Origin of the sequence: Treponema bryantii (genome assembly GCF_900111035.1) — a bacterium.
GTDB classification, from domain to species: domain Bacteria; phylum Spirochaetota; class Spirochaetia; order Treponematales; family Treponemataceae; genus Treponema_D; species Treponema_D bryantii_C.
This window is the reverse complement of sequence record NZ_FOFU01000009.1, coordinates 104,992-131,845: the sequence shown is the minus strand read 5'-3', so window position 1 is coordinate 131,845 and position 26,854 is coordinate 104,992. Positions and strand designations below refer to the sequence as shown.

23 protein-coding genes, 2 rRNA genes and 1 pseudogene are annotated in these 26,854 nt (G+C 37.5%); 17 read left to right on the top strand and 9 right to left on the bottom strand.

The features are described from left to right. A 23S ribosomal RNA gene (locus BMY21_RS13120) occupies positions 1 to 440 on the top strand; the annotation flags it as partial. Between the two features lie 113 nt (positions 441 to 553). Next, a 5S ribosomal RNA gene (rrf, locus tag BMY21_RS13115) occupies positions 554 to 665 on the top strand. A 197-nt stretch (positions 666 to 862) separates the two neighbouring features. On the opposite strand, the pseudogene BMY21_RS16085 reads toward rrf, so the two are convergent. The 3 genes and pseudogenes from BMY21_RS16085 to BMY21_RS13100 form a co-directional block, all read right to left on the bottom strand. After that, a pseudogene (locus BMY21_RS16085) lies at positions 863 to 1,123 on the bottom strand (transposase); the annotation flags it as partial. A 551-nt stretch (positions 1,124 to 1,674) separates the two neighbouring features. Next, positions 1,675 to 2,394 (bottom strand): hypothetical protein, encoded by a 720-nt coding sequence (locus BMY21_RS13105; RefSeq protein WP_074644916.1) that lies wholly within the window; start codon positions 2,392 to 2,394, stop codon positions 1,675 to 1,677. Positions 2,395 to 2,527: 133 nt separating this feature from the next. Continuing rightward, the gene (locus BMY21_RS13100; RefSeq protein ID WP_074644914.1) at positions 2,528 to 3,223 is read right to left on the bottom strand and encodes a hypothetical protein; all 696 of its coding nucleotides are present in this window, start codon (positions 3,221 to 3,223) and stop codon (positions 2,528 to 2,530) included. 158 nt (positions 3,224 to 3,381) lie between these two features. On the opposite strand from BMY21_RS13100, the gene BMY21_RS13095 reads away from it, so the two are divergent. From BMY21_RS13095 to BMY21_RS13085, 3 genes are read left to right on the top strand one after another with little or no spacing between them, the layout of a single operon-like run. Next, positions 3,382 to 5,463: a methyl-accepting chemotaxis protein gene (locus tag BMY21_RS13095; protein WP_074644913.1), complete on the top strand. Its 2,082-nt coding sequence runs from the start codon at positions 3,382 to 3,384 to the stop codon at positions 5,461 to 5,463. A 22-nt stretch (positions 5,464 to 5,485) separates the two neighbouring features. After that, positions 5,486 to 6,706: a sugar ABC transporter substrate-binding protein gene (locus tag BMY21_RS13090; protein WP_074644911.1), complete on the top strand. Its 1,221-nt coding sequence runs from the start codon at positions 5,486 to 5,488 to the stop codon at positions 6,704 to 6,706. Between the two features lie 51 nt (positions 6,707 to 6,757). Continuing rightward, positions 6,758 to 7,393 (top strand): HAD family hydrolase, encoded by a 636-nt coding sequence (locus BMY21_RS13085; RefSeq protein WP_074644909.1) that lies wholly within the window; start codon positions 6,758 to 6,760, stop codon positions 7,391 to 7,393. Here the strand turns inward: BMY21_RS13085 and BMY21_RS13080 are convergent. Then, positions 7,383 to 8,630: a cation:proton antiporter gene (locus tag BMY21_RS13080; RefSeq protein WP_074644908.1), complete on the bottom strand. Its 1,248-nt coding sequence runs from the start codon at positions 8,628 to 8,630 to the stop codon at positions 7,383 to 7,385. The two genes, BMY21_RS13085 and BMY21_RS13080, sit on opposite strands and share 11 nt — an antisense overlap. A gap of 108 nt (positions 8,631 to 8,738) precedes the next feature. On the opposite strand from BMY21_RS13080, the gene BMY21_RS13075 reads away from it, so the two are divergent. Beyond that, a complete protein-coding gene (locus BMY21_RS13075; RefSeq protein ID WP_074644906.1) occupies positions 8,739 to 9,788 on the top strand; it encodes a hypothetical protein in 1,050 nt (349 codons plus the stop codon). Between the two features lie 3 nt (positions 9,789 to 9,791). On the opposite strand, the gene BMY21_RS13070 is transcribed toward BMY21_RS13075, so the two are convergent. Next, complete coding sequence (locus tag BMY21_RS13070) at positions 9,792 to 10,397, bottom strand: HAD family hydrolase (RefSeq protein WP_074644905.1); 606 nt, start codon at positions 10,395 to 10,397, stop codon at positions 9,792 to 9,794. Between the two features lie 54 nt (positions 10,398 to 10,451). Here BMY21_RS13070 and BMY21_RS13065 point away from each other — a divergent pair, with 54 nt between their 5' ends. Then, positions 10,452 to 11,714, top strand: a complete 1,263-nt coding sequence (locus BMY21_RS13065; RefSeq protein ID WP_369665170.1) for a class I SAM-dependent rRNA methyltransferase — start codon at positions 10,452 to 10,454, stop codon at positions 11,712 to 11,714. Beyond that, positions 11,704 to 12,660, top strand: a complete 957-nt coding sequence (gene miaA / locus BMY21_RS13060) for a tRNA (adenosine(37)-N6)-dimethylallyltransferase MiaA (protein WP_074644901.1) — start codon at positions 11,704 to 11,706, stop codon at positions 12,658 to 12,660. Before BMY21_RS13065 ends, miaA begins: the two co-directional genes overlap by 11 nt. A gap of 123 nt (positions 12,661 to 12,783) precedes the next feature. Here miaA and BMY21_RS13055 read toward each other — a convergent pair whose 3' ends face one another. Beyond that, complete coding sequence (locus BMY21_RS13055) at positions 12,784 to 13,002, bottom strand: hypothetical protein (RefSeq protein WP_074644900.1); 219 nt, start codon at positions 13,000 to 13,002, stop codon at positions 12,784 to 12,786. An 87-nt stretch (positions 13,003 to 13,089) separates the two neighbouring features. On the opposite strand from BMY21_RS13055, the gene BMY21_RS13050 reads away from it, so the two are divergent. Further along, positions 13,090 to 13,821: a TatD family hydrolase gene (locus BMY21_RS13050; protein ID WP_074644898.1), complete on the top strand. Its 732-nt coding sequence runs from the start codon at positions 13,090 to 13,092 to the stop codon at positions 13,819 to 13,821. A 47-nt stretch (positions 13,822 to 13,868) separates the two neighbouring features. Continuing rightward, complete coding sequence (gene lepB / locus BMY21_RS13045; RefSeq protein ID WP_074644896.1) at positions 13,869 to 15,605, top strand: signal peptidase I; 1,737 nt, start codon at positions 13,869 to 13,871, stop codon at positions 15,603 to 15,605. Between the two features lie 79 nt (positions 15,606 to 15,684). Here lepB and secA read toward each other — a convergent pair whose 3' ends face one another. Then, the gene (secA, locus tag BMY21_RS13040; RefSeq protein WP_074644894.1) at positions 15,685 to 18,507 is read right to left on the bottom strand and encodes a preprotein translocase subunit SecA; all 2,823 of its coding nucleotides are present in this window, start codon (positions 18,505 to 18,507) and stop codon (positions 15,685 to 15,687) included. A gap of 133 nt (positions 18,508 to 18,640) precedes the next feature. Here secA and BMY21_RS13035 point away from each other — a divergent pair, with 133 nt between their 5' ends. Genes BMY21_RS13035 through BMY21_RS13015 form a run of 5 tightly spaced genes read left to right on the top strand, consistent with a single transcriptional unit; the run spans position 18,641 to position 22,335 of the window. Beyond that, positions 18,641 to 19,858: an LIC_12708 family protein gene (locus tag BMY21_RS13035; RefSeq protein ID WP_074644892.1), complete on the top strand. Its 1,218-nt coding sequence runs from the start codon at positions 18,641 to 18,643 to the stop codon at positions 19,856 to 19,858. A gap of 30 nt (positions 19,859 to 19,888) precedes the next feature. Further along, the gene (locus BMY21_RS13030) at positions 19,889 to 20,440 is read left to right on the top strand and encodes a hypothetical protein (RefSeq protein ID WP_074644890.1); all 552 of its coding nucleotides are present in this window, start codon (positions 19,889 to 19,891) and stop codon (positions 20,438 to 20,440) included. Between the two features lie 3 nt (positions 20,441 to 20,443). Next, the gene (locus tag BMY21_RS13025) at positions 20,444 to 20,851 is read left to right on the top strand and encodes a (deoxy)nucleoside triphosphate pyrophosphohydrolase (protein ID WP_074644889.1); all 408 of its coding nucleotides are present in this window, start codon (positions 20,444 to 20,446) and stop codon (positions 20,849 to 20,851) included. Further along, positions 20,841 to 21,209 carry a hypothetical protein gene (locus tag BMY21_RS13020; RefSeq protein WP_074644887.1) on the top strand — a complete coding sequence of 123 codons (369 nt, stop codon included), beginning with the start codon at positions 20,841 to 20,843 and terminating at the stop codon, positions 21,207 to 21,209. The genes BMY21_RS13025 and BMY21_RS13020 overlap by 11 nt, the downstream gene beginning before the upstream one ends. Further along, positions 21,202 to 22,335 carry an N-acetylneuraminate synthase family protein gene (locus BMY21_RS13015; protein WP_074644886.1) on the top strand — a complete coding sequence of 378 codons (1,134 nt, stop codon included), beginning with the start codon at positions 21,202 to 21,204 and terminating at the stop codon, positions 22,333 to 22,335. Before BMY21_RS13020 ends, BMY21_RS13015 begins: the two co-directional genes overlap by 8 nt. A gap of 35 nt (positions 22,336 to 22,370) precedes the next feature. Here BMY21_RS13015 and BMY21_RS13010 read toward each other — a convergent pair whose 3' ends face one another. Both BMY21_RS13010 and BMY21_RS13005 read right to left on the bottom strand, forming a co-directional pair. Next, the gene (locus tag BMY21_RS13010; RefSeq protein WP_074644884.1) at positions 22,371 to 23,162 is read right to left on the bottom strand and encodes a type III pantothenate kinase; all 792 of its coding nucleotides are present in this window, start codon (positions 23,160 to 23,162) and stop codon (positions 22,371 to 22,373) included. An 82-nt stretch (positions 23,163 to 23,244) separates the two neighbouring features. Next, positions 23,245 to 24,492, bottom strand: coding sequence for a histidine--tRNA ligase (locus BMY21_RS13005; protein WP_074644883.1), 1,248 nt, complete (start codon positions 24,490 to 24,492; stop codon positions 23,245 to 23,247). Positions 24,493 to 24,631: 139 nt separating this feature from the next. Between BMY21_RS13005 and BMY21_RS13000 the strand changes: the two genes are divergently transcribed. Together BMY21_RS13000 and BMY21_RS12995 are read left to right on the top strand one after the other, a co-directional pair. Continuing rightward, positions 24,632 to 24,868, top strand: a complete 237-nt coding sequence (locus BMY21_RS13000; RefSeq protein WP_074644881.1) for a hypothetical protein — start codon at positions 24,632 to 24,634, stop codon at positions 24,866 to 24,868. 43 nt (positions 24,869 to 24,911) lie between these two features. Continuing rightward, complete coding sequence (locus BMY21_RS12995) at positions 24,912 to 26,618, top strand: InlB B-repeat-containing protein (protein WP_074644880.1); 1,707 nt, start codon at positions 24,912 to 24,914, stop codon at positions 26,616 to 26,618. The last annotated feature ends 236 nt before the right edge of the window (positions 26,619 to 26,854 follow it).

Genomic DNA, 26,854 nt, shown 5'->3' with positions numbered 1-26,854 from the left:
CCAAGAGTTCACATCGACGGGAAAGTTTGGCACCTCGATGTCGGCTCATCACATCCTGGGGCTGGAGCAGGTCCCAAGGGTTTGGCTGTTCGCCAATTAAAGTGGTACGTGAGCTGGGTTCAGAACGTCGCGAGACAGTTCGGTCCCTATCTGTTATGGGCGATGGAAGTTTGAGAGGAGCTGCTTTTAGTACGAGAGGACCGAAGTGGACGAACCTCTGGTTTACCAGTTATCCTGCCAAGGGTAAGTGCTGGGTATCTAAGTCCGGAAGGGATAACCGCTGAAAGCATCTAAGCGGGAAGCCCACCTCAAGATTAGACTTCCCTGGAACTTTAAGTTCCCTGAAGACTCCTGGGAGACTACTAGGTTGATAGGATGCAGGTGTAAGCGTCGTGAGGCGTTCAGCCGAGCATTACTAATAAGTCGTGAGACTTGGCCATATCATCGTTTCCGTTCAAAAACTACTTGAACAAAAACTTCTTTTCTGATATATTTCCGTCCTGCACGCTCTGAGATTTCAGATTAGTGCTCTTCGTATAACACAGTAAATAATACTGGTGACCATAGTGGAGAGGTAATACCCGTTCCCATTCCGAACACGGAAGTCAAGCTCTCTTACGTCGATGATACTGGATTCGTTCCGGGAAAGTAGAAAGTCGCTGGCTTTTTCTTTTAACGCCATTGCGAGGAACGTAGTGACGATTATTGCTTTCCCGGGACTACTGAATTCTGGTAATATTTTATGATCCGGCTGACGTTAAGACTTCGCTGCCTGAAAACTGTATGGGGTGAACTGAAACATTCATTAATGATAAGGAAAAAAAACACGGTGTTTTGAAGTGTACCCCATTTATTGGAAACTTTAACTAACGGACTTAAAGGACTTAGTTCTGTAATCGACAGGGCTGAGTCCTTTTAATTTTAACTTAATCCGTCTGTTGTTATAATAATCAATGTAATCGATTAAATCCTTTTTGAAAACTTCAATGTCAGTATATTTATTTGGATAAAGCAATTCTGACTTCATAATCCCAAACCAATTTTCCATAACTGAATTATCCAGACAATTTCCCTTTCTAGACATACTCTGAATGATGCCTTTCTGTTGAAGTCTCTCCTGATATTTTCTTTTTTTTAGTATGGCATTTTCCATTCTGAGCCATTCAACTTCTTCTCTCAGTTTTTCAAGTTCAGTTTTGTGTTCGGTATTCTTTTTTGATTTTTTTGCAGCCATGTTCTTAGGATTTCCTCGTCCGTCTCTGCTTAAAAGTTCATAACCGCCTTTTTTGTATTTCTTTCGCCAGGTACAGATTGTTCCCTTGTTTGGAATTTTAAAATAGACAGCCGTTTCTTTATCAGAGAGATTATTTTCTTGCTGATATTGTAGCACATGTATCTTAAAATCTCTGCTGTAAGTTCCATTCTTATGACTTAACCCTTCAATTCCATTTGTTTTTAATTGTGCTACCAGCATTTTTATAATTGAATCTGAAATTCCGAATTTCTGTGCAGTTATACTATAACCATCATTTGAATTTAAATAATGAGCTACAATTTCTGCTTTCTTTTCTAAACTTAATTTAGACATAAAAAAAGTGTACCTCCAAAAATTGTCTCCAACTTTTGGTGTACACTTCAGTTTCAACCGTGTTTTTTTTTATGATTCTAAGTTATTTAATCTTTTTGCCAGTAAAAATCAAGATGAAAATTTCCATCAGAAGATTCAAAGGTTCTGTAATAATATTTTGTGGAATCGGTGTTTTTATATATATCAATGTCACTGTAATTCGGATTTTTTCTTGATAAAACAGTTAAATGTGACATGATAGTATTTATATTTGAAGATGATTTTTTATACATCTGAATGATAGTATCATTTTTCAGTATATAATTTCTATTAGGCATTTTCAAAATAATATTTTTAATAGATTCATTAGAACTGTTCATTTCCATATAAAATTCATAATCTGCTGAAGATACCTCTCCATTACTGATAGAGAATTTGTGCATGTAGGAACTAATTAATCTATCTGTGTGTAAAGAATATTGATAATAGCCTGTATTTGAATCAAAGTCTTCATTCGATTTTAATATAGCTGTTTCTTCATCTGAAAGAAGGCTAAATAACGTATTTTTTTCTTCCTCAGTTAATGAAAATCTCCAGTATATATCATATCCTTCGTCAAGCTCCTGCACTGTCCAGTTTCCGTCTGACAGGGTAACTTCTTCCGTTACGAGTTCGTTGCAGTCGGTTTTAGGAAAGATTGGATTAACAGACAAATTAAACTTGTTGGAAGAATCGTTTGAATTGTCTTCGACTCTTAAATTATTTGCACATCCTGCAAATAATATAGAAGTCATTATTAAAATAGAAAGTTTTGTTAATTTTTTCATAATTTTTTTCCTTTTTAAATTTATATTTTTTATTATATATAACATTATATATCAATAATAAATGGAAATCAAATGAAAAAAAATGCTGATGTATCAAATAACACCAGCAGCCTTTTTACTAATTCAGAATAAATTATTTTTTTACAATAATGTATTCTTCAACATTGTTTCCATATGTCTCTTTTGCATAGAAAACTGTTTTATCAGCATTTGTGTTCCAGATTAAAGAGCCTGCGTTTGCCATCATATGAATAATTTCATATTTATAATCTATTAAATTTTCTGCTGGAATATTTGCAGATATCAATGTAGTGTCACCTTCCCAATTATAAGATCCACCATAAAAACCTACACATTTATTTAAAAGAATCTTTTTTAATGGATCTGCTACTTTGAATTCTGTAACCTCTGTTCCCGAAGTAACAGTTATATCATCTTCTGATTTAGTAATATTATAAATTGTTGAATTTACAAATTTTTCGGTTGGAAAAGAAATTCTATAGTCTCCATAGTTAATTTCTGTAATCCAATCTGCGACAGCTGCAATTTCTTCATCAGACAAAGTTGAGATAATATCTTCATATTGCTCTTGAGTAATTCTTAATCTAAACTGAGCGTTTGATTGAATTGTCTGAAGAACCCAATTACCATTTGTAATATCAGCAGGAATATTTCCAACTTCTGTAAGTGCTTCTAACTCTGCTTTAGAAACGATTGGATCTGCTGAAGATGTAGGATCTGAATTAGCATTGTTCTTGCATCCCATAAATGTTATTGCCACAGCGAACAGCAAAGATACGGAAATTAATTTTTTAATTAATTTTTTCATAAATAAAACTCCTTTGGATAGTATATACCCAAAAAAAACATATAAAAAAAAAGAGTTTCACGTCAAGTTTACTTTTTTTGTTTCTCATAATTTTTCAAAAAAATTTGTTTTCATTAAAATTCTACATTATAATTTTTTTATAGCATAATGGAGATAGTATGAAAACCAATTCTTTATCTTTTAAAATTGTTCTAAGAATTTCTATTCTTGTTGTTTTTATCTGTGTTCTGATTACTTCTTTTTCGATTCTGCTTCTTAGACGGGTACAGACAAATCAGGTTGAAAGTACGATGACTAAGGTACGGGATGATGCTGGAAAACTGATGGAGCTTTCTATTAATGCGTACATCCGCGAGGTAGATACTATTGCGCAGCGGAACGATATCCGCAATATGGACTGGAAAGTTCAGAAGTCTATTCTTAAGATGGAAGCTAAACGAATTGGATTTGAATCTTTTGAGGTTGGTAATCCAAATGGTATGGCCCATTCTACTAGGGGCGACGATGTCTGGGTAGGTGGCCGGGCATACTACGGAAAAGCACTGGCTGGAAAATCAAATATTTCTGATATTCTTTATGATGAAAAAATTGAAAAAATGGTAGTTCATGTTTCCAGCCCTTTATATGATGATAAGGGTGATGTAATAGGTGTTCTATCTGGAGTTGCCGATGCTGCCTTTATGAATCATATTACTTCATCTATAGATCTGGAATATGATGGATTTATCTTCATTATAAATGATGCGGGTGAGAAGATTGCCGGTATTAATTATTATGGAAAAAAAGAGCTGGAAAATAATATTCATGATGCTGCTTATGGTCCGAATACAAAATATGGTCAGTTCCGTGAACTTCAGATTAAGATGATAAATCAGGAAAGTGGTTTTGAGACTTTTGATATGGATGGAAGTTCATACTTTTTAACTTATATCTGCATAAATAATGGCGACTGGCATCTTGGAATTATTCAGAATAAAAATCAGGCTCTTGCTGTTCTGTATATGATTTTGTACAGAATGATATTTATTACGCTTGCTTCCATTTTAGTTGGTTCATTGAGTGGCCTTTTGCTTTCGAGAAGTTTGAAACCTTTGCGACAGGTTAGTAAGAATATTGGGGAGATTGCTTCGGGAAAGGCGGATCTTACTCAACGTATCAACATTAAAACTGAATATGAAATTGGTGAATTAGTTACCGGCTTTAATACCTTTACGGAAAAACTTCAGAGTATTATTAAGGTAATGAAAGAGTCTAAGAATGCACTGTACCAGGTTGGTGAACTGCTGAATCAGAATACGCATGAAACGCTAACTTCAATCGATACAATCATTGAAAATATTCAATCTACTAAAGATGGTACGGCTCATCAGTTTTCGAGTGTAGACCAGACTGCTACGGCTGTTAATGAAATTGCTTCGAATATTGAATCTCTTGAACGTATGGTAGAAAAACAAAGTGAAAGTGTTAAGACTGCCGGTGAAGCTGTTTCAGAAATGATTAAGAATATTAACAAAGTAAATCTTTCTGTTGAAAAAATGGCTGAGTCTTATGCAATTCTTGAGGAAAAAGCTCAGAGTGGTGTGCAGAAGCAGGATGATGTAAGTGCAAAGATTGAAATCATGGGTGAGCAGTCAAAAATGCTTGGAAATGCGAATAAGACTATTCGTGAAATTGCGAGTCAGACAAACCTGCTTGCCATGAATGCGGCAATTGAGGCGGCTCATGCGGGTGATGCCGGTATGGGATTCTCGGTTGTTGCTGTTGAAATCAGAAAGCTTTCTGAAACTTCTACTGCTCAATCTAAGGAAATTGGTGAACAGCTTAAGAATATTCAGAACTCAATTAAGGAAATTATTGAAGCTTCTAATGAATCTCGTCTTGCATTTAATGAGGTTAGTGATGAAATTAAATCAACTGATTATCTGGTAAAAGAAATAGCTGTTGCTATGGATGAGCAGAACAGTGATTCGGAACAGATTAATCTTTCTCTCGATTCTATGAATAATAGTACGGAAGTTGTAATTTCGGCTGTTAAGGAAATGTCTGAAGGTAATGCTTCCATTCTTAAGGAGATTCAGAATCTTCAGTCTTCTACTGTTGAATTAAAGCAGCATATGGAACAGATGGAAGCTGGTGCAGAAACTATCAAGCAGACAGGAAATGCTCTTTCTGATATTTCACAACAGATGACTGCTTCAATTGATGATATCGGTGGTCAGGTTGATCAGTTCCAGGTTTAAGCAGTGTGTGAGAGGTATGAAAATGAAGAAGAATATAAATAGATTATTGAAGATTTTTACAGTTCTGATTTCTTTTACTTTTTGTATTACAGGCTGTTCAAAAGTTAATAATGGTACTGTAGAAGATAATCCAAAAAAAATCCATATCCGTGTATGGGAATCAAAAGATGGAATTGATCAGTTTATAAAATATGCGGGTAGGACTTATACGGAAAAGCATCCGAATGTTATAATTGATTATGTATATGTAGAACTTCACGGTGCGGTTGAGACTCTGGAAGTGGATGCTCCTAAAGGTATTGGACCAGATATCATTCCAGCTCCTCATGATAATCTTGGTACTCTTGTTTCTAAAAAACTTATTGTTCCAACTGAAAATCCTGATAAGATTTCTAAACAGGTTCTTGCTTCCTGTGCAAAAGCGCTTACATACAATAATACTATGTATGGATATCCGGTTAGTGCTGAAACTTATGCTCTTTTCTATAATAAACGTTTGATAACTGAGAATGAAGTTCCAAAGACCTGGGAAGAGCTTGTAAAATGGGTGCAGCAATTTAATTCAACACATCCTGGTAAATATGGCTTTGTAATGGATGTTACAAACGCTTATTACTCAATTCTTTTTGCAACATCCGGTGGAAACCGTTTGTACGGTGAAAGCGGAACCGATGCCAGAAATCCTTGTATGAATACAGCTGAAGCTGTAAGAGGTATGACGTTTTTCCAGAGCCTGAATAAAGATTTAGGACTTCAGGATCTTGAATTAAGTACTGCTGCTTGTGAAGGTTTATTTGCATCTGGAAATGCGGCTATGTTTATTACTGGCTTATGGAATGTAAAACCTTTTGAACGTGCCGGTATAGATTTTAATGTTGCTGCAATTCCTTCGCTTCCAGGCGAGAATAAGCCTGCAGCTTCTTTTAGTGGAACCAGAGGAATGTTTGTTACTGCCTGTTCAAAGCATCCGAAAGAAGCTGCTGAATTTGCTGAGTATTTGCTTTCTCCTGAAATGCAGCAGTTCAGATTCCTGTATACAGGAGCAATGCCTTCAATCAATACTACTGTAGACAGTAAGTATATGCCGGGCTTCCTGCATCAGCTTGATTATGCTTTCCCTATGCCTTCAATTCCTGTAATGGGTAAATTCTGGACTGAGACTTCTACAACTCTTGCCAATATATGGAATGGGGCAGATGTAAAAACTGAGCTTGATTTATTAAATAACAAGATAAAAGATTAAAAGCAAAAACGGTTGTCTCATTCCAGATTTTAATGTATAAATTGATACATTATGAATAAATTTGATGGACTTATCCTTGATGTTGATGGCACAATCTGGAATACAACCGGAATTGTAGCTGAAGCCTGGAATAAAACAATAGACGATAGTTTTCCTCAGGTACCTCATGTAACTGCTGATATTCTCAAAGGCCAGTTTGGCAAAACAATGGATGTTATTGCTGACAATCTTTTTGGTGTTCTTTCTGAAGCAGATAAAAAAGAGCTTATGAAAAAATGCTGTGTAGGAGAGCAGAAAGCTCTTCTGGAAAATACTGTTGATATAACTTACGAAGGTGTACTTCAAACCTTAAATCGGCTTTATGAAAAAATCCCTCTCTTTATAGTAAGTAATTGTCAGAGTGGATATATCGAACTTGTAATGAAAAAAAACGGAATTACAAATCTGATTAAAGATATTGAATGTTTTGGTAATACAGGAAAATCAAAGGCAGAAAATATAAAACTTGTTGTAAGTCGTAACGGTCTTAAAAATCCGGTTTATGTTGGAGATACACAAGGTGATTATGATGCCTGTAAACAGGCTGGTGTTCCGTTTATCTGGGCTGCCTATGGTTTTGGCCGCCCAGAAACAGATGATTACTTTAAAAAGATTGAAAGTTTCTCTGAATTAGAGTCTATCCTGTAATTTCTGAAACTTCAGTTTTTTCAGAGAATGAACGTTTAAGTAAAATAGGCACTACCATTGAAGAAACGATAATCAGCAGGATTACGGATGTAAAATATTTTGAATCTACGAGTCCTGCTGAAAGTCCTTTTGTAGCTACGATAAGTGCAACTTCACCACGAACCATCATTCCTTCTCCAATCTGAAGACATTCTTTCCAGTTGAAACCTAGAAGTTTTGAAATTCCACCACAGCCGATAATTTTTGAAAGACAGCCTACAATTACAAATGCGATAGAGAACCATAAAAGACTAAGGTTCATTCCAGAAAGATCTGTTTTAAGACCTATGCTCGCAAAGAAAATAGGGCTGAAAATCATGTAAGCATTAATATCGATTTTTGATTCCATGTAAGAAGCATCACTAAGACTGCAGAATACAATACCTGCAATATATGCACCTGTGATATCTGCAATTCCAAAAAAGTGTTCTGCACAGAAAGCAAAAATCAGAGCAATACCAAGAGCGTAAATCGGGATACGGCGTGAGCGGGGATGTCGTTTGTCATACCAGCGGAAAAGTCTGTATACAATAAAACCAGCAACAATTGCACATACAAAGAAGGCGAGGGTCTTTAGGATGATTCCAAGATATCCGCCTTTTCCTGAACTTACACCAAGTACAATTGTAAGTACGATAATACCGATTACATCATCAATAATAGCGGCACTTACAATTGTCTGACCAACATCACTCTTGATTTTTCCAAGTTCCTTTAAAACTGCAACTGTAATACTAACTGATGTTGCTGTAAGGATTGTTCCGATAAATACGCTCTTGAAAAAGTTAAGGCTTCCCCAGCTGTCAAAACCAAAGAAGAACATCGACATAACAGTTCCCATGATGAGTGGAACAAATACACCACAGATAGCAATCAGAGTTGCTTTAAAACCAGACTTTACAAGAGATTTGATGTTAGTTCCGAGACCTGCAGAGAACATGATCAGAATAACACCAATTTCAGACATATAGGAAATAAACTGGTTAGTTTCATTATAGATTACATTTGGATCTGTCTTGCCGAAATTTCTAAAGAAAGGAATAAAGCGAAGAATGAGACCTGCAACAATCATACCGGCTACCTGAGGTATACCGATTTTCTTTGCAAGAACGCCAAAATATTTGGCTACAATTACAATAATACCTACCGAAAGAAGAATGTGCAAAATGATTTCGGTGTTTGGAAGTGTTGAATTCATATATAAATCCCCCTTATAATAAGAAGATATTTAAAAAATTGAATTATTATATATTTAGTACATATTTTATTCAATAGAAGTGTTATAATATTGTTAATAGGAGTATATATGAAAACAAGTCGAATTCGATTTCTTTTAATTTCTGTTTTGGTTTTTACTTTGGCATCATGTGCAACAACAGTAAAAGTTAACCTTACTCGACCCGCTGAGCTGGACTTAAATGGTGCCCGTACAATTGCTGTCTTACCTTTTACACCTTCTCACTATGTAAGAACAGATGATATGTCTATTGGAAAGAAAATTGTAATCAGTACTTTCTATCAGCTTTTTGATATTGAAGACAAAGATGAACAGCTTGCAATTGATACACTCAGAAGTCAGATAGAACGTGGGCTACTTTCTTCTCCGTACATTAAACTTGTTAGCTCTGATTCTGTAGAAGCTTCTCTTAGAAAAGGAACGTTGAATCCTGCAGATGTATATCTTACAGGTGAAGTAGTTTATTTTGATGTAAACAATAAACGTTCTGAAGAGAAAAAAATGGTAAAGGCTGCAAAAGGTGATCAGAAAGCTGAATATCAGATTGTAACTTACTGGAAAAAGGAAGTTAAATTTAAGTTCAGATATACAATTATAGACAGCTCAACAAATAAAGTTATTGCAGTTAATTCATTTATTATTGATAATGTCTCTTCAAAATATGAATCTAAAAGCGAACTTCCGGCAAGTTATTATCTGATAGATGATGATCTTAAGAAGTATGCTTCTCAGATACTTAGAGAACTTCAACCATATGCTGTTGTAAAGTCTATAAAACTGCTTGAACCTAAAACCAAGGATAAGGCTCTTAAGCAGCGTATGAAAACTGTAGATGAAATGGCAGAAAACTCAAAATTAATTGCAAAGGCATCTGAGGAGTACTCTAAGATTTATGAGGAAACAGGTCTAGTAGAAGCAGGCTATAATGCTGCAATTCTTCAGGAAGCACTTGGAAATCTTTCAAAGTCAGAGAAGATGATGATGGAAGTATACGAAGCACATCCTGACAGTAGAGTAGAAAAAGGATTGTCTGATATCCGTTATGAGATAAAACAGGCACTTCGCCTCAAAAAACAGATAAACGCCACTGAGGCTGACGGTGATTTAGACGATTTCTAATTATTAAAAATAAATTTTCCATTTCTCGGTAAGTTCCGCAGCGCTTGTAAAAAGTTCTGCGTGAATACCGAGACTTGCAGCTGCCGCTACGTTATCCGCCCTATCATCCGTAAAAAAAGTATCCTCCGCGGCGGCCTGCTCAGCTTCAAGAATCAGTTCAAAAAAATGAGGATCGGGTTTAGCGCAGCCTATTTTGTTTGATGCATAAGTCTGATTAAAGAACGCGTAATCTCCACGCTCCATATGATTTTCCCAATGACTGTCGATTGTATTTGTTCCGCACACAACACGATGCTTTTTTTTCAACTGCTGAATGAGCTCTACAGTTTCCAGATTTTTTGACGGATGAAAATACAGGCGGAAAAGATCATTTTCTACCACTGGAACATTTCTGTATTTTTCGTCTTTAGAAACAGCAACACGTTCATTAAATTGATCCCAGAACTGCTGTGGATTTATTTTACCTGTTTGGAAAAGGTTCCAGATATCATGTTCACCAGATGAACAAAGCTTATAAAAATCTTCTGTTGTAATATTTAATTTCTTGTAAAGCTGGGTAAGCAAGAATGTGTTTGTAACAACACCACCCATATCAAAAATAAAAAGCATATTCCGATTATGGTGTAATTGTGATGAATAATCAAGTTTGATATAATGTGCCTTATGAGTATGAATAATTTTCCGAGAGTTTTTCTGAACAGTAAAGAAGAAAAAGAAATCCAGCAGGGATTTCCATGGGTATTTGATAATGAGATTTCTCATGTAAAACACAGAGCCGACGAAAAATCAGAATGGAAAAATGAAAGCCTTAAAGAGTGTACTGTTGAAGACGGTAGCACAGTAGAAGTTTATACAAAGGCAGGTGGATTTCTTGGAACCGGTATTCTCAATAAGAAGTCAAAAATCACTGTGCGTATAATTGGAAGCGACCATGCAGATGTTGTTATGGCAGATACAGCTGCTTATTACGAAAAGAAGATTCTTGAAGCTTACAATATGCGCCGCATGTTCTATAGCGACAGCGATTCTTACCGTTTGATTTTTGGTGAAGCAGATTTTATTCCAGGTCTTATCAGTGAACGTTTTTGTGACGAAAAGGGCCGTGTAATTATTATTGTACAATTCCTTTCACTTTCCTGCGAAGTATTCCGTGAGGATATTATTGCAGCACTTAAGAAGGTGTGTAAGCCAGATGCAATCTATGAGAGAAGTGATGCCTCTGTTCGTGATAAGGAAGGTCTTCCTCAGACTGCAGGCTGGATTTTCGGTAAAGGTGAAACAGAAATCACTATTGTAGAAAACGGAATAAAACTTGGTGTTGATATTGCAAACGGACAGAAGACCGGTTACTTCCTTGATCAGAAGTTTAACCGTACTGCTGCTGCCAGCTTCTGTAAGGGTAAGACTGTTCTTGATACCTTTACTCACACAGGAGCTTTTGGTCTTAATGCATTTAAGAACGGAGCTCGTGAAGTTACTTCTGTAGATATTTCTCCGGAAGCAGTTGATATGGTAAATCACAACATTGAACTGAACGGCGCGGGTAAGGTAATGAAAGCTGTTTGTGCAGATGTATTTGATTTGCTTAAGCAGTACGAAACTGACGGTCGTAAGTTTGATGTTATTATTCTTGATCCTCCAGCATTTACAAAATCTGCAAAGATGATTGAAAAGGCTTATGGCGGATACAAAGAGATTAACCTTCGCGCATTGCGTCTTTTGAACGAGGGCGGCATTCTAGTTACCTGTTCATGTTCTCATTTTATGGAAACAAATATGTTCTGTGATATGCTTATGCATGCTGCAATGGACAGTCATAAACGAATTCAGATTCTTGAAAAGCGCGGAGCAGGCCCGGATCATCCGGTTCTCTTAGGATATCCAAAATCTGAATACCTTAAATGTGTGGTGTGCCGTGTCCTCTAGTAAGCCTTATAACTGTGTAATAATCCTTGGGCCTACTGCTGTAGGAAAAACTGCAATCGGTGTTGCAGTTGCCCGTGCTTTTAATGGCGAAATAATATCAGCCGATTCTCGTCAGACCTATCGTCATCTGGACATTGGTTCTGGAAAAGATCTTGCTGATTATGCTGAAAGTAAAGACGGCGCGGCTGTTCCATACCATCTGATTGATATAACAGAACTTCCTGCAGAATACAATGTTTACAACTACCAGCAGGATTTTTACAAGGCTTTTAAGGATATTACGGGGCGGGGTAAACTTCCTGTAATTGTTGGCGGCACCGGCATGTATCTTGATGCGATTGTCCGTGACTATCAGCTTGTGATTCTTCCGGAAAATAAAAAACTTCACGAGGAGCTTGAAGCAACTCCGCTTGAAGTTCTTGCTGCACGGCTTATGGAGCTTCAGCCTGATTTACATACAAAAGGCGACCTTCTTGAAAAAGATCGTGTAATAAAAGCACTGGAAATTATTGAGGCGAAAAAGAATGGGGTAGACTCTACCTCAGTTCAGCGCCCGGAAATAAATCCACTTATAATCGGTACAACATTACCTCGTCCTCAGATGTGGGAAAATATAAGCATCCGTCTGAAGGAGCGTTTGGATGGTGGAATGCTCGAAGAAGTTCAGTCCATTCATGACAGCGGAATTACCTGGGAGAGGCTTGAAAAGCTTGGCCTTGAATATCGTTTCTGTTCTCAGTTTCTGCAGGGAAAAATTGCAACAAAAGAAGAATTATTTGAAGGACTTTTTATTGCTATCCGTCAGTTTGCAAAACGTCAGGAAACCTGGTTCCGTATGATGGAAAAGAAAGGTGTGGAGATTAAGTGGCTTGAGCCGGGTAGTAAGGAAGAAAGAATCGCGCAGACGAAAGAAATAATTGCCAGTCATCCCGAATTAGCTTCGTAATCTGCTAATAGATGCTGAAATAAATTCAGCATGACGTGTACGACCTGGTTAAATAAAAACCACCGGTGGTGTCTCCGGTGGTTTATTCAACAAGAGGACTCTCTTTTTTAATTCAATATTTTATTAAGCATTAACTGCCATCTTTACAGTTTCTGTAATCTCTGTAAGATAGCCAGTACGAATACAGCTGTCAAAAAGTTCCTTAGAAATATAGTCAGTTTTTACGTCTTCGTAGCCATCCATATCACGAACGATTTTTACTACGAATCCATCTTCCATCTCACGAAGGATTGTCATGTAGTCTGTGTTTTTTCCGATGCTTTTGAGTGTGTATTTTTTCATTTTCTTTTTACTCCCATATATAAAAAATGATTTAAAGTGTCACGCAAAACTGTCTCATTATTCATATTTTCGGTTATAATAAAAATAATGTTAGAAAAATTTTCAAAAAAAAGTAAAAATTTTCTCTTTGATGCTCATTTTCATTATTCTGTGTGTAAACGCTATGGAATTGATATTCCGGATTTTGGAGAAAAATATGAATGGAGTGGAATCTCCTGTGCACATTTCATTCAAGCGTATGAAGTGCAGAGTAAAGCTCCAGACTGTGTAATCCAAAGTTATGGAATGCATCCTCAAAATGCAGCAAATGAAAATATTCAGGAAAGTGCTGATTTTCTTGAAGGACTTTTACAAAGGGGAGAATTAGCTTTTATTGGAGAAGCAGGTTTTGATTTTTTTACAGATGAATTTAAGAATGCTGCAGATTTACAGGAAGAAATCTGGAACATTCAGCTTGAACTTGCATTAAAGTATGATAAGCCGCTGGTTGTTCACTGCCGTAAAGCAAATCACAAACTTTTTGAATATTCAAAACAATTGAAAAAACTGCCGGAAGTTTTATTTCATTCCTTTATGGGGCCTCCTGTAGAAGCTGAATCTTTATTGCGACATGGAATAAATGCCTATTTCAGTTTTGGAAAACAGGTGATGAATGGAAATAAAAAGGTAATTGCGTGTGTGAAAGAATTACCACATGAAAGAGTTCTCCCGGAAACCGATGCCCCGTTTCAGACTTTGAAAGGTGAAGATTATACAAAATTGTCTGATATTAAAAAGATAACTGAAGAAATAGAGAAAATAAAAAGTGGCCAGTCATAATTTTTCAGTGACTTTAATATAATCTAAAAATTTAGTATATTTTATATATGAGTAACAAAAAAGAACTATCATCACAATTTTATAAATTAAGACTATTTATCTTCATCGAATTCGCCGCCGCAGCAATTTTTACACTTTTGAACATCAGTTTTCATGCGGATATCTCACTCTTAGCATTTCCGCTTTCACTTATTTATTTTGGAATCAGTGTATGGTTTAATATCAAAAAACTGTTTATTGATACAGATGGTAAAAATATTTATGCAGCTATTAAACTGAATGAATATCTTCCTTATTTTCTATTCATTACATTCATTTTAAGAAGAGCAGGAGAGATTGGAACTCCATTTATTATTGATGTATTCGCAGTTCTTTCATGGTTTGTTGTTTTTGTTTTAGCATATCTTAATTCCAGAAAGCTTTATCCTGCAAAGAATAAGCTGATTATTCAGGGCTGGAAGGTTGCTCCTGCTGAAAGAAAGTTTAAGGGAATTGGAAAGGTTTTATTTGAGCTTGCAGACTGGATTGATGCTTTCTTCTGGGCTATTTTCACAGTTCTGATTTTCCAGATTTTCCTTATGCAGCTTTATGAGATTCCTTCAGAATCAATGGTACCAACTTTCCTTATAAAGGATAAGGTTTTTGTTTCAAAAATTGATTGTGGACCAAAGTTCCCTCTTACAGATGTAGGACTTCCAGATTTCAGAAAATACAAGAGGGGAGATACCATTGTTCTCAGAAACCCTCATTACAGCCTGGACAGAAAATCAGAAGTAAAAACAGTTACTTCTCAGCTGATTTACATGTTGTCTATCATGCAGGTTAATCTCAATAAAGATGTAGATGGAGAACTGAAGGCCGATCCGCTTGTTAAACGAATTACAGGACTTCCTGGTGAGCAGCTTGTAATGCAGGATGGAACTTTATACAGAAGAACAAAGGCAAGCGATATATTTGAACCTGTTGCTGCTGATTCAAAATATGCAACCTGGAATCTTAATGCAGTTAATAAAAATCTCAAACCTTATATCCGCAGTTTCCCATTGAACTCTCAGGAATATCAGGAAATGCTGGATTTTGAAGAGGAAAGACGTAATTATGATCTGGCTGCGGCTGAATTTCAGGCTTATGAACTTTCAAGACAGCTTAGAAAATATATTACTATAAATAAAGATACAGGTAGTTTCAGTACACCTTCATTATCTGAAAACAATTTATTTATGAATCTTCAGCGTATTACTAAAGGCTTAATGCTTCAGGAAGGTGGAACTGAATGGTTTGATAAATTTATCTGTTCATGGATTCCTGCAAAGAATGAAGTTCGTGATTTGTATTCAGAAGCAAATTTCCGTCTTAATGTAATGACTAAGATTACTTTTGGAAAACTCGTTGTAGAATATGCAAGACTTATCTCTGATGGAATTCCAGAAGAAAAATGGGTAGAAAATAGTGAACTGCTTAATCTTTATAATTCTGCAGAACATTTAGACTGGTATATTCAGGGCTTACTTGATGAAAGAAATATGCCTGTATTCCCTGCAAACGATTCTGATGGAAATCCAAAGTATATCCCGGATAACTGTTACTTTATGATGGGCGATAACCGCTTTAATTCGCTGGATCTCCGCCATCGTTATGAACAGAAAGAAACTGCCCTTACTTCAGATGATCCTCTTTCAGTAACTTATTATTCAATGATGGAGCCTCAGTACATCAACAAAAAATATATTATTGGAAAACCTGTATTGAGATTCTGGCCGCTTGGCAGATTTGGAAAGGTTTAAAAAAAGATTCCCGTGACAAGCACGGGAATTAAACAGATTTGTTATTGCCCGGCGAGTCCGGGCAATTTGTTTTTAACGGTTATCTTCCGCAACACTGCTTATATTTCTTACCGCTTCCACAAGGACATGGATCGTTTCTTCCAACCTTTGGCATTGTGCGGCGAACTGTTACGTTATCACCCTGTGAGCGCTGATTCATTGCACTGTTTACAGCCTGACGTCTAGCCTGATCTCCGTTGAAATTAGAGTGTGCACTGCGTTCTGCTGTGTTCTGAGCCATCTGAGCAGCTGTGTTACCTGCTTCATTATGCTGTGCGTTCATTCCCTGCTGCTGTGCTTCAAGCATGCGACGGCGCTGTTCAGCTGCTTCTGGAGAAAGCTGTACACGTACACGGAATACGCGTGACATAACCGAATTACGGATTGTGTCGAGCATTTCATCAAAGATATTAAAGCCGTCAATCTTATATTCTGTAAGAGGGTTCTTAGAACCGTAAGAACGGAGAGCAACTGCCTCGCGGAGTCCTTCAAGAGTTTCGAGCTGATCAAGCCATTTCTTATCAATCATCTGAATGTACTGATAGCGGATAAACATATTGAAGTTTTCTCTTCCGGCAAGAGTTTCCTTCTCTGTAATATCATTCTGAAGGGCAGCAATAACTGCTTCTTTTGTATATCCGTCTGAAGGAAGCTGGATTGCAAATGTATTTCGGATCTTTTCCTGCAGCTCAAGAAGAGGTGCATTAGAATTCTTATTATGTTTTGCTTCGTATTCGTAATTTTCAAAGAGATTTTCTACTTCTTCCTTAGCGTTGTTCATTACACGCTCTGAAAGTTTGTCATCTCCAAGAATGGTATCACGCTGATTGTAGATAACAGTTCTCTGTTCATTGAGAACATCATCATAATCAAGCAAATGCTTACGAATTTCAAAGTTGCGGTCTTCTACCTTCTGCTGAGCCTTTTCAATACCTTTGTTGAGCCATGGGTGATCAATAGGTTCTCCCGGCTGCATACCGATGCGGCTCATCATAGCCTTCATGCGTTCTCCACCAAAGAGACGCATAAGGTCATCATCCATAGAAATATAGAACTTAGAACGTCCAGGGTCACCCTGACGTCCAGAACGACCGCGGAGCTGGTTATCGATACGGCGTGATTCATGACGTTCTGTACCGATTACATAAAGACCACCGAGAGCTTTTACTTCCTCGTAATCTTTTTTCCAGTTTTCCTTTTCGATTTCAAGAGCAGCCTTGTACTGTTCTTCTGTAGCATTTGTTCCGGCACGTTTTCTGGCACGGAATTCAGGGTTACCACCAAGCTTAATATCAGTACCACGACCTGCCATGTTAGTAGCGATTGTTACGGCACCTTTTGCACCTGCTTCTGCAATAATCATAGCTTCGCGTGCATGGTTCTTAGCGTTCAATACTTCGTGGCGGATTCCCTTACGTGTAAGAAGGGCAGAAAGCAATTCTGATTTTTCTACGGAAACTGTACCAACGAGAACTGGTTGTCCTTTTTCGTGGGCTTCCTTAATCTCATTAGCAATTGCTTCCCATTTTTCTTTTTCGTTGAGGTAAACCTCATCATTTTCATCTTTACGTGCAACAGGAAGGTTAGTAGGAATAGCTACTACATCGAGGCCGTAAATCTTGTTGAATTCAACTGCTTCTGTTGCGGCTGTACCAGTCATACCAGAAAGCTTGTCGTACATACGGAAGAAGTTCTGGAAGGTAACTGTAGCCATTGTGCGGTTACGCTGTGCAATTCGGATGTGTTCCTTAGCTTCAATAGCCTGGTGAAGACCATCAGAATAACGGCGGCCTTCAAGTACACGTCCTGTAAATTCATCAATAATCTCAACTTTTCCGTCACGGATGAGGTAATCAACATCATTATGGAAAAGAAGGTGAGCGCGCAGAGCCTGTGTAAAGTAGTGTGTGTATTCAAAGTTCTCTTCATCTTCGAGAGAACCTGTAATCAGATTGTGCTTGTGGAGAATGTCATTGATGTGGAGCATACCTTTGTCTGTGAAAGATACACGCTTAGATTTTTCATCAATTGTGTAGTCTCCTTCAATTGCGGCACGCTCTTCCGGAGTCATAAAGGTTTCATCAGGATATTCACCTGTTTTTGGATCCTTTGCTACTTCCTTAAGTTCGCCAACATATTTATCAACTTCGTGATATTTGTAAGTATCATCTTCGCCGGCACCAGAAATAATAAGTGGAGTACGGGCTTCATCAATAAAAATAGAGTCGATTTCGTCGACGATACAGTAGTTAAAGCCTCTCTGAACCTTATCTTTAAGATCAACCTTCATGTTATCGCGAAGGTAGTCAAAACCAAATTCGTTGTTTGTACCATAAGTTACATCGCATGCATAATTTGCTTTACGGGTATCGTTATCCATGCTTGAAAGAATTGAACCTACTGTAAGACCAAGGTATTCAAAAATAGGGCGGCGGGAATTGGCATCGCGTTCTGCAAGGTAATCGTTTACAGTTACAACGTGAACACCTTTTCCTGTAAGGGCATTAAGGTAAGCCGGAGCAACGGCAACAAGTGTTTTACCTTCACCAGTCTTCATTTCAGTGATTTTACCCTGATGAAGATTGATAGAACCCATAATCTGAACATCGAATGGACGTTCACCAATTACACGCCATGAAGCTTCACGACAGAGTGCAAAGGCTTCTGGAAGAATATCATCGAGAGTCTCACCTGCAGCAAGGCGCTCCTTGAATTTTTTAGTCTGTTCCGGGAATTCTTCTGGTTTTAGGGATTTTGCCCATTCTTCTTTAGCATTTACAGCAGCCAGAATTGGCATAAGGGCTTTTACATCGCGATCGTTCTGTGTTCCGAAAATCGCGGTAAGGACTTTATCAATAAACATAGTTTTTCCTTAATCAAATAATTTTAGATATTCTATTATACCTTATATTTATAAAATTTACTATATTATGTTGTATAACGGCAAGAAAAAAATGCACTTTCAAAAAAGTTGATATGTATATATAATAGTTTCTATGAGAAAAATCTTCTTATCTGCAGCAATGTTTGTCTCTGCCCTTGTTTTTACTTCCTGTATAAAAAGTGAAACCGTGCAGTCTATTAGTGAAACTGAACTGTTTTCCCTTCCGTATGGAAATTTTGAAGAGCAGTTAAGTGTAACCGATCTTAATGATGTTGGTGATGTCCGCTTTGGAATTGCAATGCAGGATGGATTTTTCTATATCGTAAATGGTGAATCAAAGAAAATCCTTGAGCTCAATTCGTATGGTGACCTTCTTACACTGTTTTATAATGAAGATTCACATACAGCCCGTCTTTTAGAAAATTCAAACCGTCCGGATAAAAGTATTCATCATGAAATTTCATATCCTTTTGATTATCCTGGAATGGTTGCTGTAGATTCTAATAAAAATGTCTACACAGTCTGTTCAATTCCCTGGGACCGTCAGGAAAAAAGTGATGACGGAACAACCCTTTACAGCCATACAATCCTTAGATTTGCCCGCGACGGTTCTTCTGTAGATTATATTGGCCAGCAGGGACCGGGGGGAACTCCATTTCCTTATATTAAAAACATTTACACCACTTCAAAAGATGAACTCGTTGTAGTTGCAGCTTCATCTGAGGGAATGCTTGTTTACTGGTTTGCTAATGACGGCTTCTTAAAGTATATGATTCCGGTTACTATAAAAGATGCTCCTTCAGTTGCAGATAAAGAAGAACATTCAGATATCTTTTTGACAATTCAGAATGTTGTTCCGGATCCTGTTTCTTATAAGCTTTATGTTCAGATTGACTATTATTCAACATATGTTGATGAAGATTCAAAAGTACAGTCTGGAATCAATTATATTCAGTCAATGCTTTATCCATTAAATATTGAAACTGGAACTTACGAAGACCCGGTTTCTGTTCCTCCGTACGAAGAATCTGTTGTTTCTGATTACAGTAAATTGACTTATCGTATTCCTTATGATTTTCTTGGCGTTACAAAAAGCGGCTGGAAGTTCTTTATTGTAAAAACTGAAGACGGCTTTAATATTGAAATGATTCAAAGTGAAAGCCAGAGGATCCTGCGTCGGCATTTTAATGCGGTTCATTCAAATATTATTTATGATTCAATGTGTCTTTCACAGGACGGTATTCTTACAGCGCTTTACCTGGAAAAAGAAACGGCACGTGTTGTCTGGTATAGAACTGATAATCTTATAGATGCGATTTTGAAGAATTAGTGTAATTGTAAGCGGAGAAAGACAATCCTTATGTTTGAAGATGTCGAAGAAATAAAGCCAGATGATGGAGTTGAACAGCCTCTTAAGTTTTATTATAACCGCGAAAATCGTATTGCCAGAGCTCCTCAGCTGGTAAAAGATTATTATAACGGTAAACTTCAGCCAGTCCGCGGGTTCAGGATTTTTTTTACTAAACAGAATCGTTACATATTTTTTGCGTTGATTTTTTTTATCGGCGCTACGTGGATTTATACCGGATTGAACAGAACTCGGGCGGGTACAACTCTTGCCGGAGTTAATTTTGAACTGATGGCTTTTTCGTATGAAGAAGAGGTATATGTTTCTCTGCAAATGAAGCGAAGCAGCCGCAGCCGTGAAACTGCCCCTGTAAATGTTCAGGCGGAGTTTTTTGCGATTGATCCGAACGGGCAGGTGGGGGATAAGCGTCAGGGACAGCTTGTTTATAATGAAGGCGAGCAGTATATTCGTACAAAGTTTACGGATTATGATATAATACGTGTAGACGTAATTTTGAATGCGGGGGGCTATGAGAAGGAGCTTTCTGCGGAAGTGAAGAGGTAGGGTATGAGCCGGTCAATTGCCTGTATAGATTACAGAAATGGAAAAATATTTATAGCAAAACGTCAGATGGTCGGCGATATGGGCGGTCGTTGGGAGTTTCCGGGTGGTAAAATAGAAGATGGGGAAGATTTACAGACCGCTGTAGTTCGGGAAATGCAGGAAGAGTTCGGAGTAACTGTTACTGTTGGCCGTAAAATCACTTCCGGAACCTTCACTCATAAAGGAAAGCCTTGTACCCTCGATGTTCTTGAAGTTAAATTTCCTCATGATGGAATTCAAAATAAGTTTGAACTTACTGAGCATACAGATTATAAGTGGGAAGATATAGAGTTAATCCCAAGCCTTAATTTTGTAGATTCTGATTTATCAATTTATAATGACGTAAAAAAATGGTGTGAAAATGAAAAATAAACTTTTTGTATCTGCTTTCTTAATCCTGATTTTTGCTGTTATGTTTGTTTCCTGTAAGAAGAAGGGTATGGAGAAAATTGTTTTTGATAATTCACATCCTCTGGCTCTTGCTCCTGACGTAGAATGGGCTGTTGTAATTGAACCTTATGCAGTTTTCAAAGAAACTGATGAATGGGGAGCAGCAACTGCAGGTCATTGCCGTAAGGGAGAAATCCTTCAGGTAAAAGGAAAATCAATGGATGCCAACAAAGAAAACTGGTATTACTTTGATGGTGGCTGGCTTTCACAAAGCAGTGTTTCAATTTTCAACAACCGCTATAAGGCAGAGACTGTTTCGAATAATCTTGTAAATGAATAAAAGTAATATAAATATCATAGCAGAAATAGGTACCTCACACGAAGGCTCAATAGAAAAGGCAAAAGAACTTGTTGATGCAGCAGCCTGGGCCGGCGCGGATACTATAAAATTTCAATGGGTTTATGCAGATGAAATCCTGCATCCAGATACAGGTTTTGTAAAACTTCCCACAGGAAATATCCGTCTTTATGATCGTTTTAAGCAGCTGGAATGCCCGCCATCTTTTTATAAGGAAATGGTTGATTATGTTCATTCCAAAGGCTGTAAGTTCTGCTGTTCTCCATTTGGTTTGAGAAGTCTTTCAGAGCTTTTAGAACTTAAACCTGATTATGTAAAGGTTGCCAGTCCTGAATTAAATCATTTTCCTATGTTAAAGGCTCTGGCTTCTTACCGTGAACGTTTTGGCGCGGAGAATGTACCTGTCATTTTATCCAGCGGTGTAAGTAAACTTGAAGATATTAAAAACGCAGTTGATATTGTAGGAACAAAGAACGTTTCTCTTTTGCATTGTATTACAAGTTATCCAGCTCCAGAAGATGAGTATAATCTAAAGGTTATTTCGACACTGGCAAATCAGTTTGAAATTGAATGCGGGGTAAGCGATCACAGTCTGGATCCTGTATTAGTTCCATGTCTTTCTGTAGCCGTTGGTGGAACTGTAATAGAAAAACATATTACTTTAAGTCGTGAAACTATGGGGCTCGATGATCCTGTTGCACTTGAACCGGAACAGTTTGCTTTAATGGTACATACAGTTCATCAGACAGAAGCAACATTCCGTCATTATGGAACAGAGCTTGGAATGGAACGTACTGTTGAACAGCTTTCAGATCAGTTTGGAAAGGAACGGGTTTTATCTGTTCTCGGTGACGGCATAAAACGTCTGGCTCCAGCAGAAGAAGCCAACTATGGCCGTACAAACAGAAGTCTTCATTTTATGCGTGATATGAAAGAAGGTGAAATTATTGGCGCGGATGATGTAGCTGTTTTGAGAACAGAAAAGGTACTTACTCCAGGGCTCACACCAGACTGGCTGGATAAGGTAATTGGTAAAAAATTACTGAGAGATGTAACATCAGGAGCTGGAGTTCATAAAATGGATTGCTTCGCCTTCGGCTCGCAATGACGTCATTGCGAGGAGCGCAGCGACGTGGCAATCTATTACCCAATAATATCTGCTATACGTTTCATTGCACAGAGCGTTAAATCTTTATCAACATAATCAAAAGCGTCTGTAATAGGCGAGAGCATACTGTTAAGTCCGCCTGTAGCAATTACTTTTATGTCTTCAATCTTACAGCCAGTTTCTTTTACCAGATCTTCCTTCATCTGTTTAAGAAGGCCTTCTACAAGTCCTTTATAACCGAGTACAATTCCGCTCTGAACAGAAACAACTGTATTTTTACCAAGGCTTGTCGGCGGAATGTCGAGTGGAATGGCTGGAATCTGAGCAGCATTTGCAAAAAGAGAATTAAAAGCTGTACGGATTCCCGGTGCAATTGCTACACCGGCAATATTTGCGTTTGCATCAATTGCAGTAAAAGAAAGTGCCGTGCCAAAATCAGTTACAATACAAGGACACTTATATCGGCACCATGCTTCGAGGGCATCGCAGTAAAGGTCAGTTCCAATTTCATGAACGGCAGTTTCCGGCAATTTAAGAGGAAGTTTTGAATAAATATCCGGACCAATAATAACAGGCTTCTTTCCTGAAAAATGCTGGGAAACAATTACAAAAGGACCAATAAGAGCCGGTACAACGGTGCTTAAAACAACTGTCGAGATTTTAGAAAAGTCAATTTCTGCATCACGGAAAAGAGGGCGGAGTAAAGAAAAGTATTCATCTCCTGTACGCTTTAAATCAGTTGAAATGCGCCAGGTATAAAGAAGTTTGTCGCCGTCAAAAAGTGCAGTTTTTATATTTGTGTTTCCGATGTCGAAAATCAGTGTCATAAATAATCCTGTTTCTCACAGAGCTGAAGAGGACACTGAGTTTTTTAATTTTCTCCGTGTCCTCCTTTGCTCTGCGAGGAATTTATTTAATGTTTACAGTTCCATCTTTAAATGTAGCAAACTTAGTATATCCCTGCTTTTCAAGCATATCATACTGAGGGCCTGGTTTCTTTGCCTTTTTGAGAATGGTTACTGCATAGTCTTCGCGGAGCTTTTCTGCTTCTGAAATTACTTTTGCAAATTCAATTGAATCATCATAAAGAAGGGCGCACTTTTCTTTTGCTCCAGGAATCTGATATTTCTGATCAAGAAGAATGCTGCAGATACGTTCGAAGCCGATAGAGAATCCAACAGCTGGAACCTGCTGACCGATGAACTTACCAATCAGGTTGTCGTAGCGTCCACCGCCGCCAACTGCACCGCTGAAGTCCGGGCTTCCAATTTCGAATACTACGCCGGTATAATAGCCCTGACCACGAACGAGGCTTGGAGTGTAGTTGATTTTGTATTTTCCACCTGAAACTTTTTCTGCAGTAGAAATAATGTATTTCAAATCATCTGCAATTGAAGGATCTGCACAGCGTGCTGCAACATCATCAACAGAAATTGAATAGCCGCTTGCCTTAGAGATAAACTCAACAAGAGCCTTGATTGCACCGTCCGGCATCTGCTTTTCACGGAGTTCTGCTTCAACTCCTTCGGCACCAATCTTATCCATCTTATCAAAAGTGATACAAACTGAATCGAGTGTATCTGGTGCAAAGCCCATATTTTCGAGCATGTTGCGGAGAATACGGCGGTCGTTGATATTGATTACAAAGTTGTTGAATCCAATGTTCAAAAGTGCGCGGGCTGTAACGTCAATCAGTTCAACCTCTGCGTTGCAAGATGAATCGCCAAGAATATCGATATCGCACTGAACAAACTCGCGGCTGCGACCTTTTTGAGGGCGCTCTGCACGGTAAACACGGTCGGTCTGAATTACCTTAAATGGAAACTGAAGTTCATTGCGGTTTGCTGCAAAAAAGCGTGTAAGAGGAAGGGTAAGATCGTAGCGAAGTCCCATGTCAGAAAGAGATTTTTCATTTACAGGATTTTCTGCAAGGGCAGCATCAAGCTTGTCGCCGCGTTTAAGCACCTTAAAAATCAGGTTGAGGTTATCGCCGCCGTCAGATTTATCAAGATTTTCCGCATCTTCAAGCATAGGAGTAGAAATGCGTTCAAATCCGCTTGCACGGTAAGTCGCCAAAATCTTTCCCTGAACATAATCGCGCAGTCTCTGTTCTGCCGGTAAAATATCTTTCATGCCTTTAAGTGCGTTTGTCTTCATATAATTCCTCTTTGAAGTAGTATAATAGTGAAAAACGGCGTTTAAGACAATTAGCAGGTAATTAACGACGTTCTTTAAATGACAAATCAGAATTTGTATTGTAAAATTATAGTAATAATATAATAAGCGGAGATGTTTTATGAACAGTATATTTTCAAAACTTTCTAATCAAATATGTAAGAATTGGGAAATAGATGATTGGGAATTCTACAAAAAAACAATAGGAGATAAATTTATTCCGAATGATACTGGCAACTGGAAAAAAGATAAGTATGATATACCATTAAATGAAATAGAAACTAACCAATGCTACGTAGTAATCGCCCATTTCGCCGATGGTACTACAGCAATGAGTGATGTAATGATTAAATACTAAATTAATTTTATATTAATTATAAATTAAAAGAATGGAGTAATTTATGAAAAAGTTTGCAATAAGAATAAGTTTTCTGTTTTTCTTTCAGGTTTTATTATTTGCCTGCAATGTGGATACTACTCCACAGGTAATTACAGTTACGCAAACAATAGTCTGGAAAGGTTCTTTTGCCAGTGCTGATGAAATTGAAAACCCGGAATATCTTTGGGCGTATTACAATACAACAGATGGCTGTTCGTATATTTATGATGGTGAAAAATGGACCCTTTTAGCAGCCAGTGGAAAAGATGGAATTGATGGACATGACGGAATTGATGGTAAAGATGGAATCGACGGCGAAGATGGTACTGACGGTACAAATGGTACTGATGGTACTGATGGAGTGAATGCTCGTGTAGTTATACTTTATGTTTTAAATGGAGGAATACTGCCTGATGATGCACCTTATATTTATACTTATGGAAGAAAAACTCCTTTACAACTTGTAGCACCTCAACAAGCCCCTTTTGCTTTTGAAGGGTTCTATTACAATGCTGATTTTTCTGGACAAAAAGTTACAGAACTTGATGATTCATATGCTTATGGGCAAGTATTGTTTGCAAAATGGAGTTATAAAATAACATTTCATTACAATGATGAGCGCGAATCTATCACTGAAACAATATATAATATAGAATCAGATTACTATCTTCCTGTACCAGTGCGTACTGGATACATCTTTGGTGGCTGGTATACAGATGAAAATTATGCAGAGGAAACTCAAAAATCAACCGTATCTCCATCATATGGAGATATGGAATTATATGCATTGTGGATAAAAAAAGATATAGAATTAAACATATTGCCGCCAGGAACCGATGGAACTGCAGGGGCAGACTGGACTTATGTTGAATTTGGAAGATGGCCACAAACAAGAAAAAAAGATAATATTACAGTAGATGAGTCTAAAACGAGAGAAAATGAAGGTTTTATTTCTTATTTGGGAAGTGATGGAGAATGGTATGTAAAAGTTTCAGAAAATCCATATAGAGACAATTATATATACAGCGATGGCACTCCAGTTTCAACTGGAAAAATTACATATTTTAAGGTTGAACCAATCAAATGGCGTGTGCTTACAAATGAGTATATAGATTATATGGAAGGTGTTGCGGGGGAAAATGAAGGTGAAATAATTCACCCGAAATATTCATTACTTTTAGCTGAAAATATACTTACTGCAATGCCGTATAATAAATCCACGAGGAGAATATATAATCGCAAAGAAATATATCCTAATGATTATGAATATAGTTTAATAAGGGCTTGGTTGGATGGTATTGAATATATAAATTCAAGAGGTATATATGAAAATACTTACCTTAACAAAGGTTTTTTTAATATGGCATTTAATCTTGATAAGTCTTGTTTAATGAGGTGTGGTTTGAAAAAGTATATAACTTCCGAATATATGTTTATTAGTAATGCATTTTTATTAAGCCCATCTGAAGTAACCAATGAGAATTATGGATTTACTCCATTTGATGTACCTTGTGATGCCAGAGAAAGGATTCCAACAGATTATGCAATCGCAAATAAAGCTGCAAAAGGTAGCGCGTGGTGGCTGCGATGTGAAGAGTATGTGGACATACTTACTGACGAAGAAAAGAAACAGGCTCCAATAATTTGGGGTTCTGGAAAAACTTATAAGACAACTGATGTCATTGCCGGAGTTGTTCCTGCTGTTGTAGTAGATTTGACAAATCAATAAATAATATGAGAAGAGGGGCGTTGCGGGGTGTCCCCGCAGAGAGGGTAGCGGAAAAGACCGGAGCGAACGGAGTGAGTGAGGACTTTGGAGCGCAGGGAGAGGCTTCTCCCTCCTATAAAAAGATTGACAAAAATTTACTTTTCTTCTATATTGTAATAGTCAGTTTAATATAAATATTAAAAAGACTCGTGAGGCCCACGGGTCTTTTTTATTGCCAGAAACCGGTTTTTGAGAGC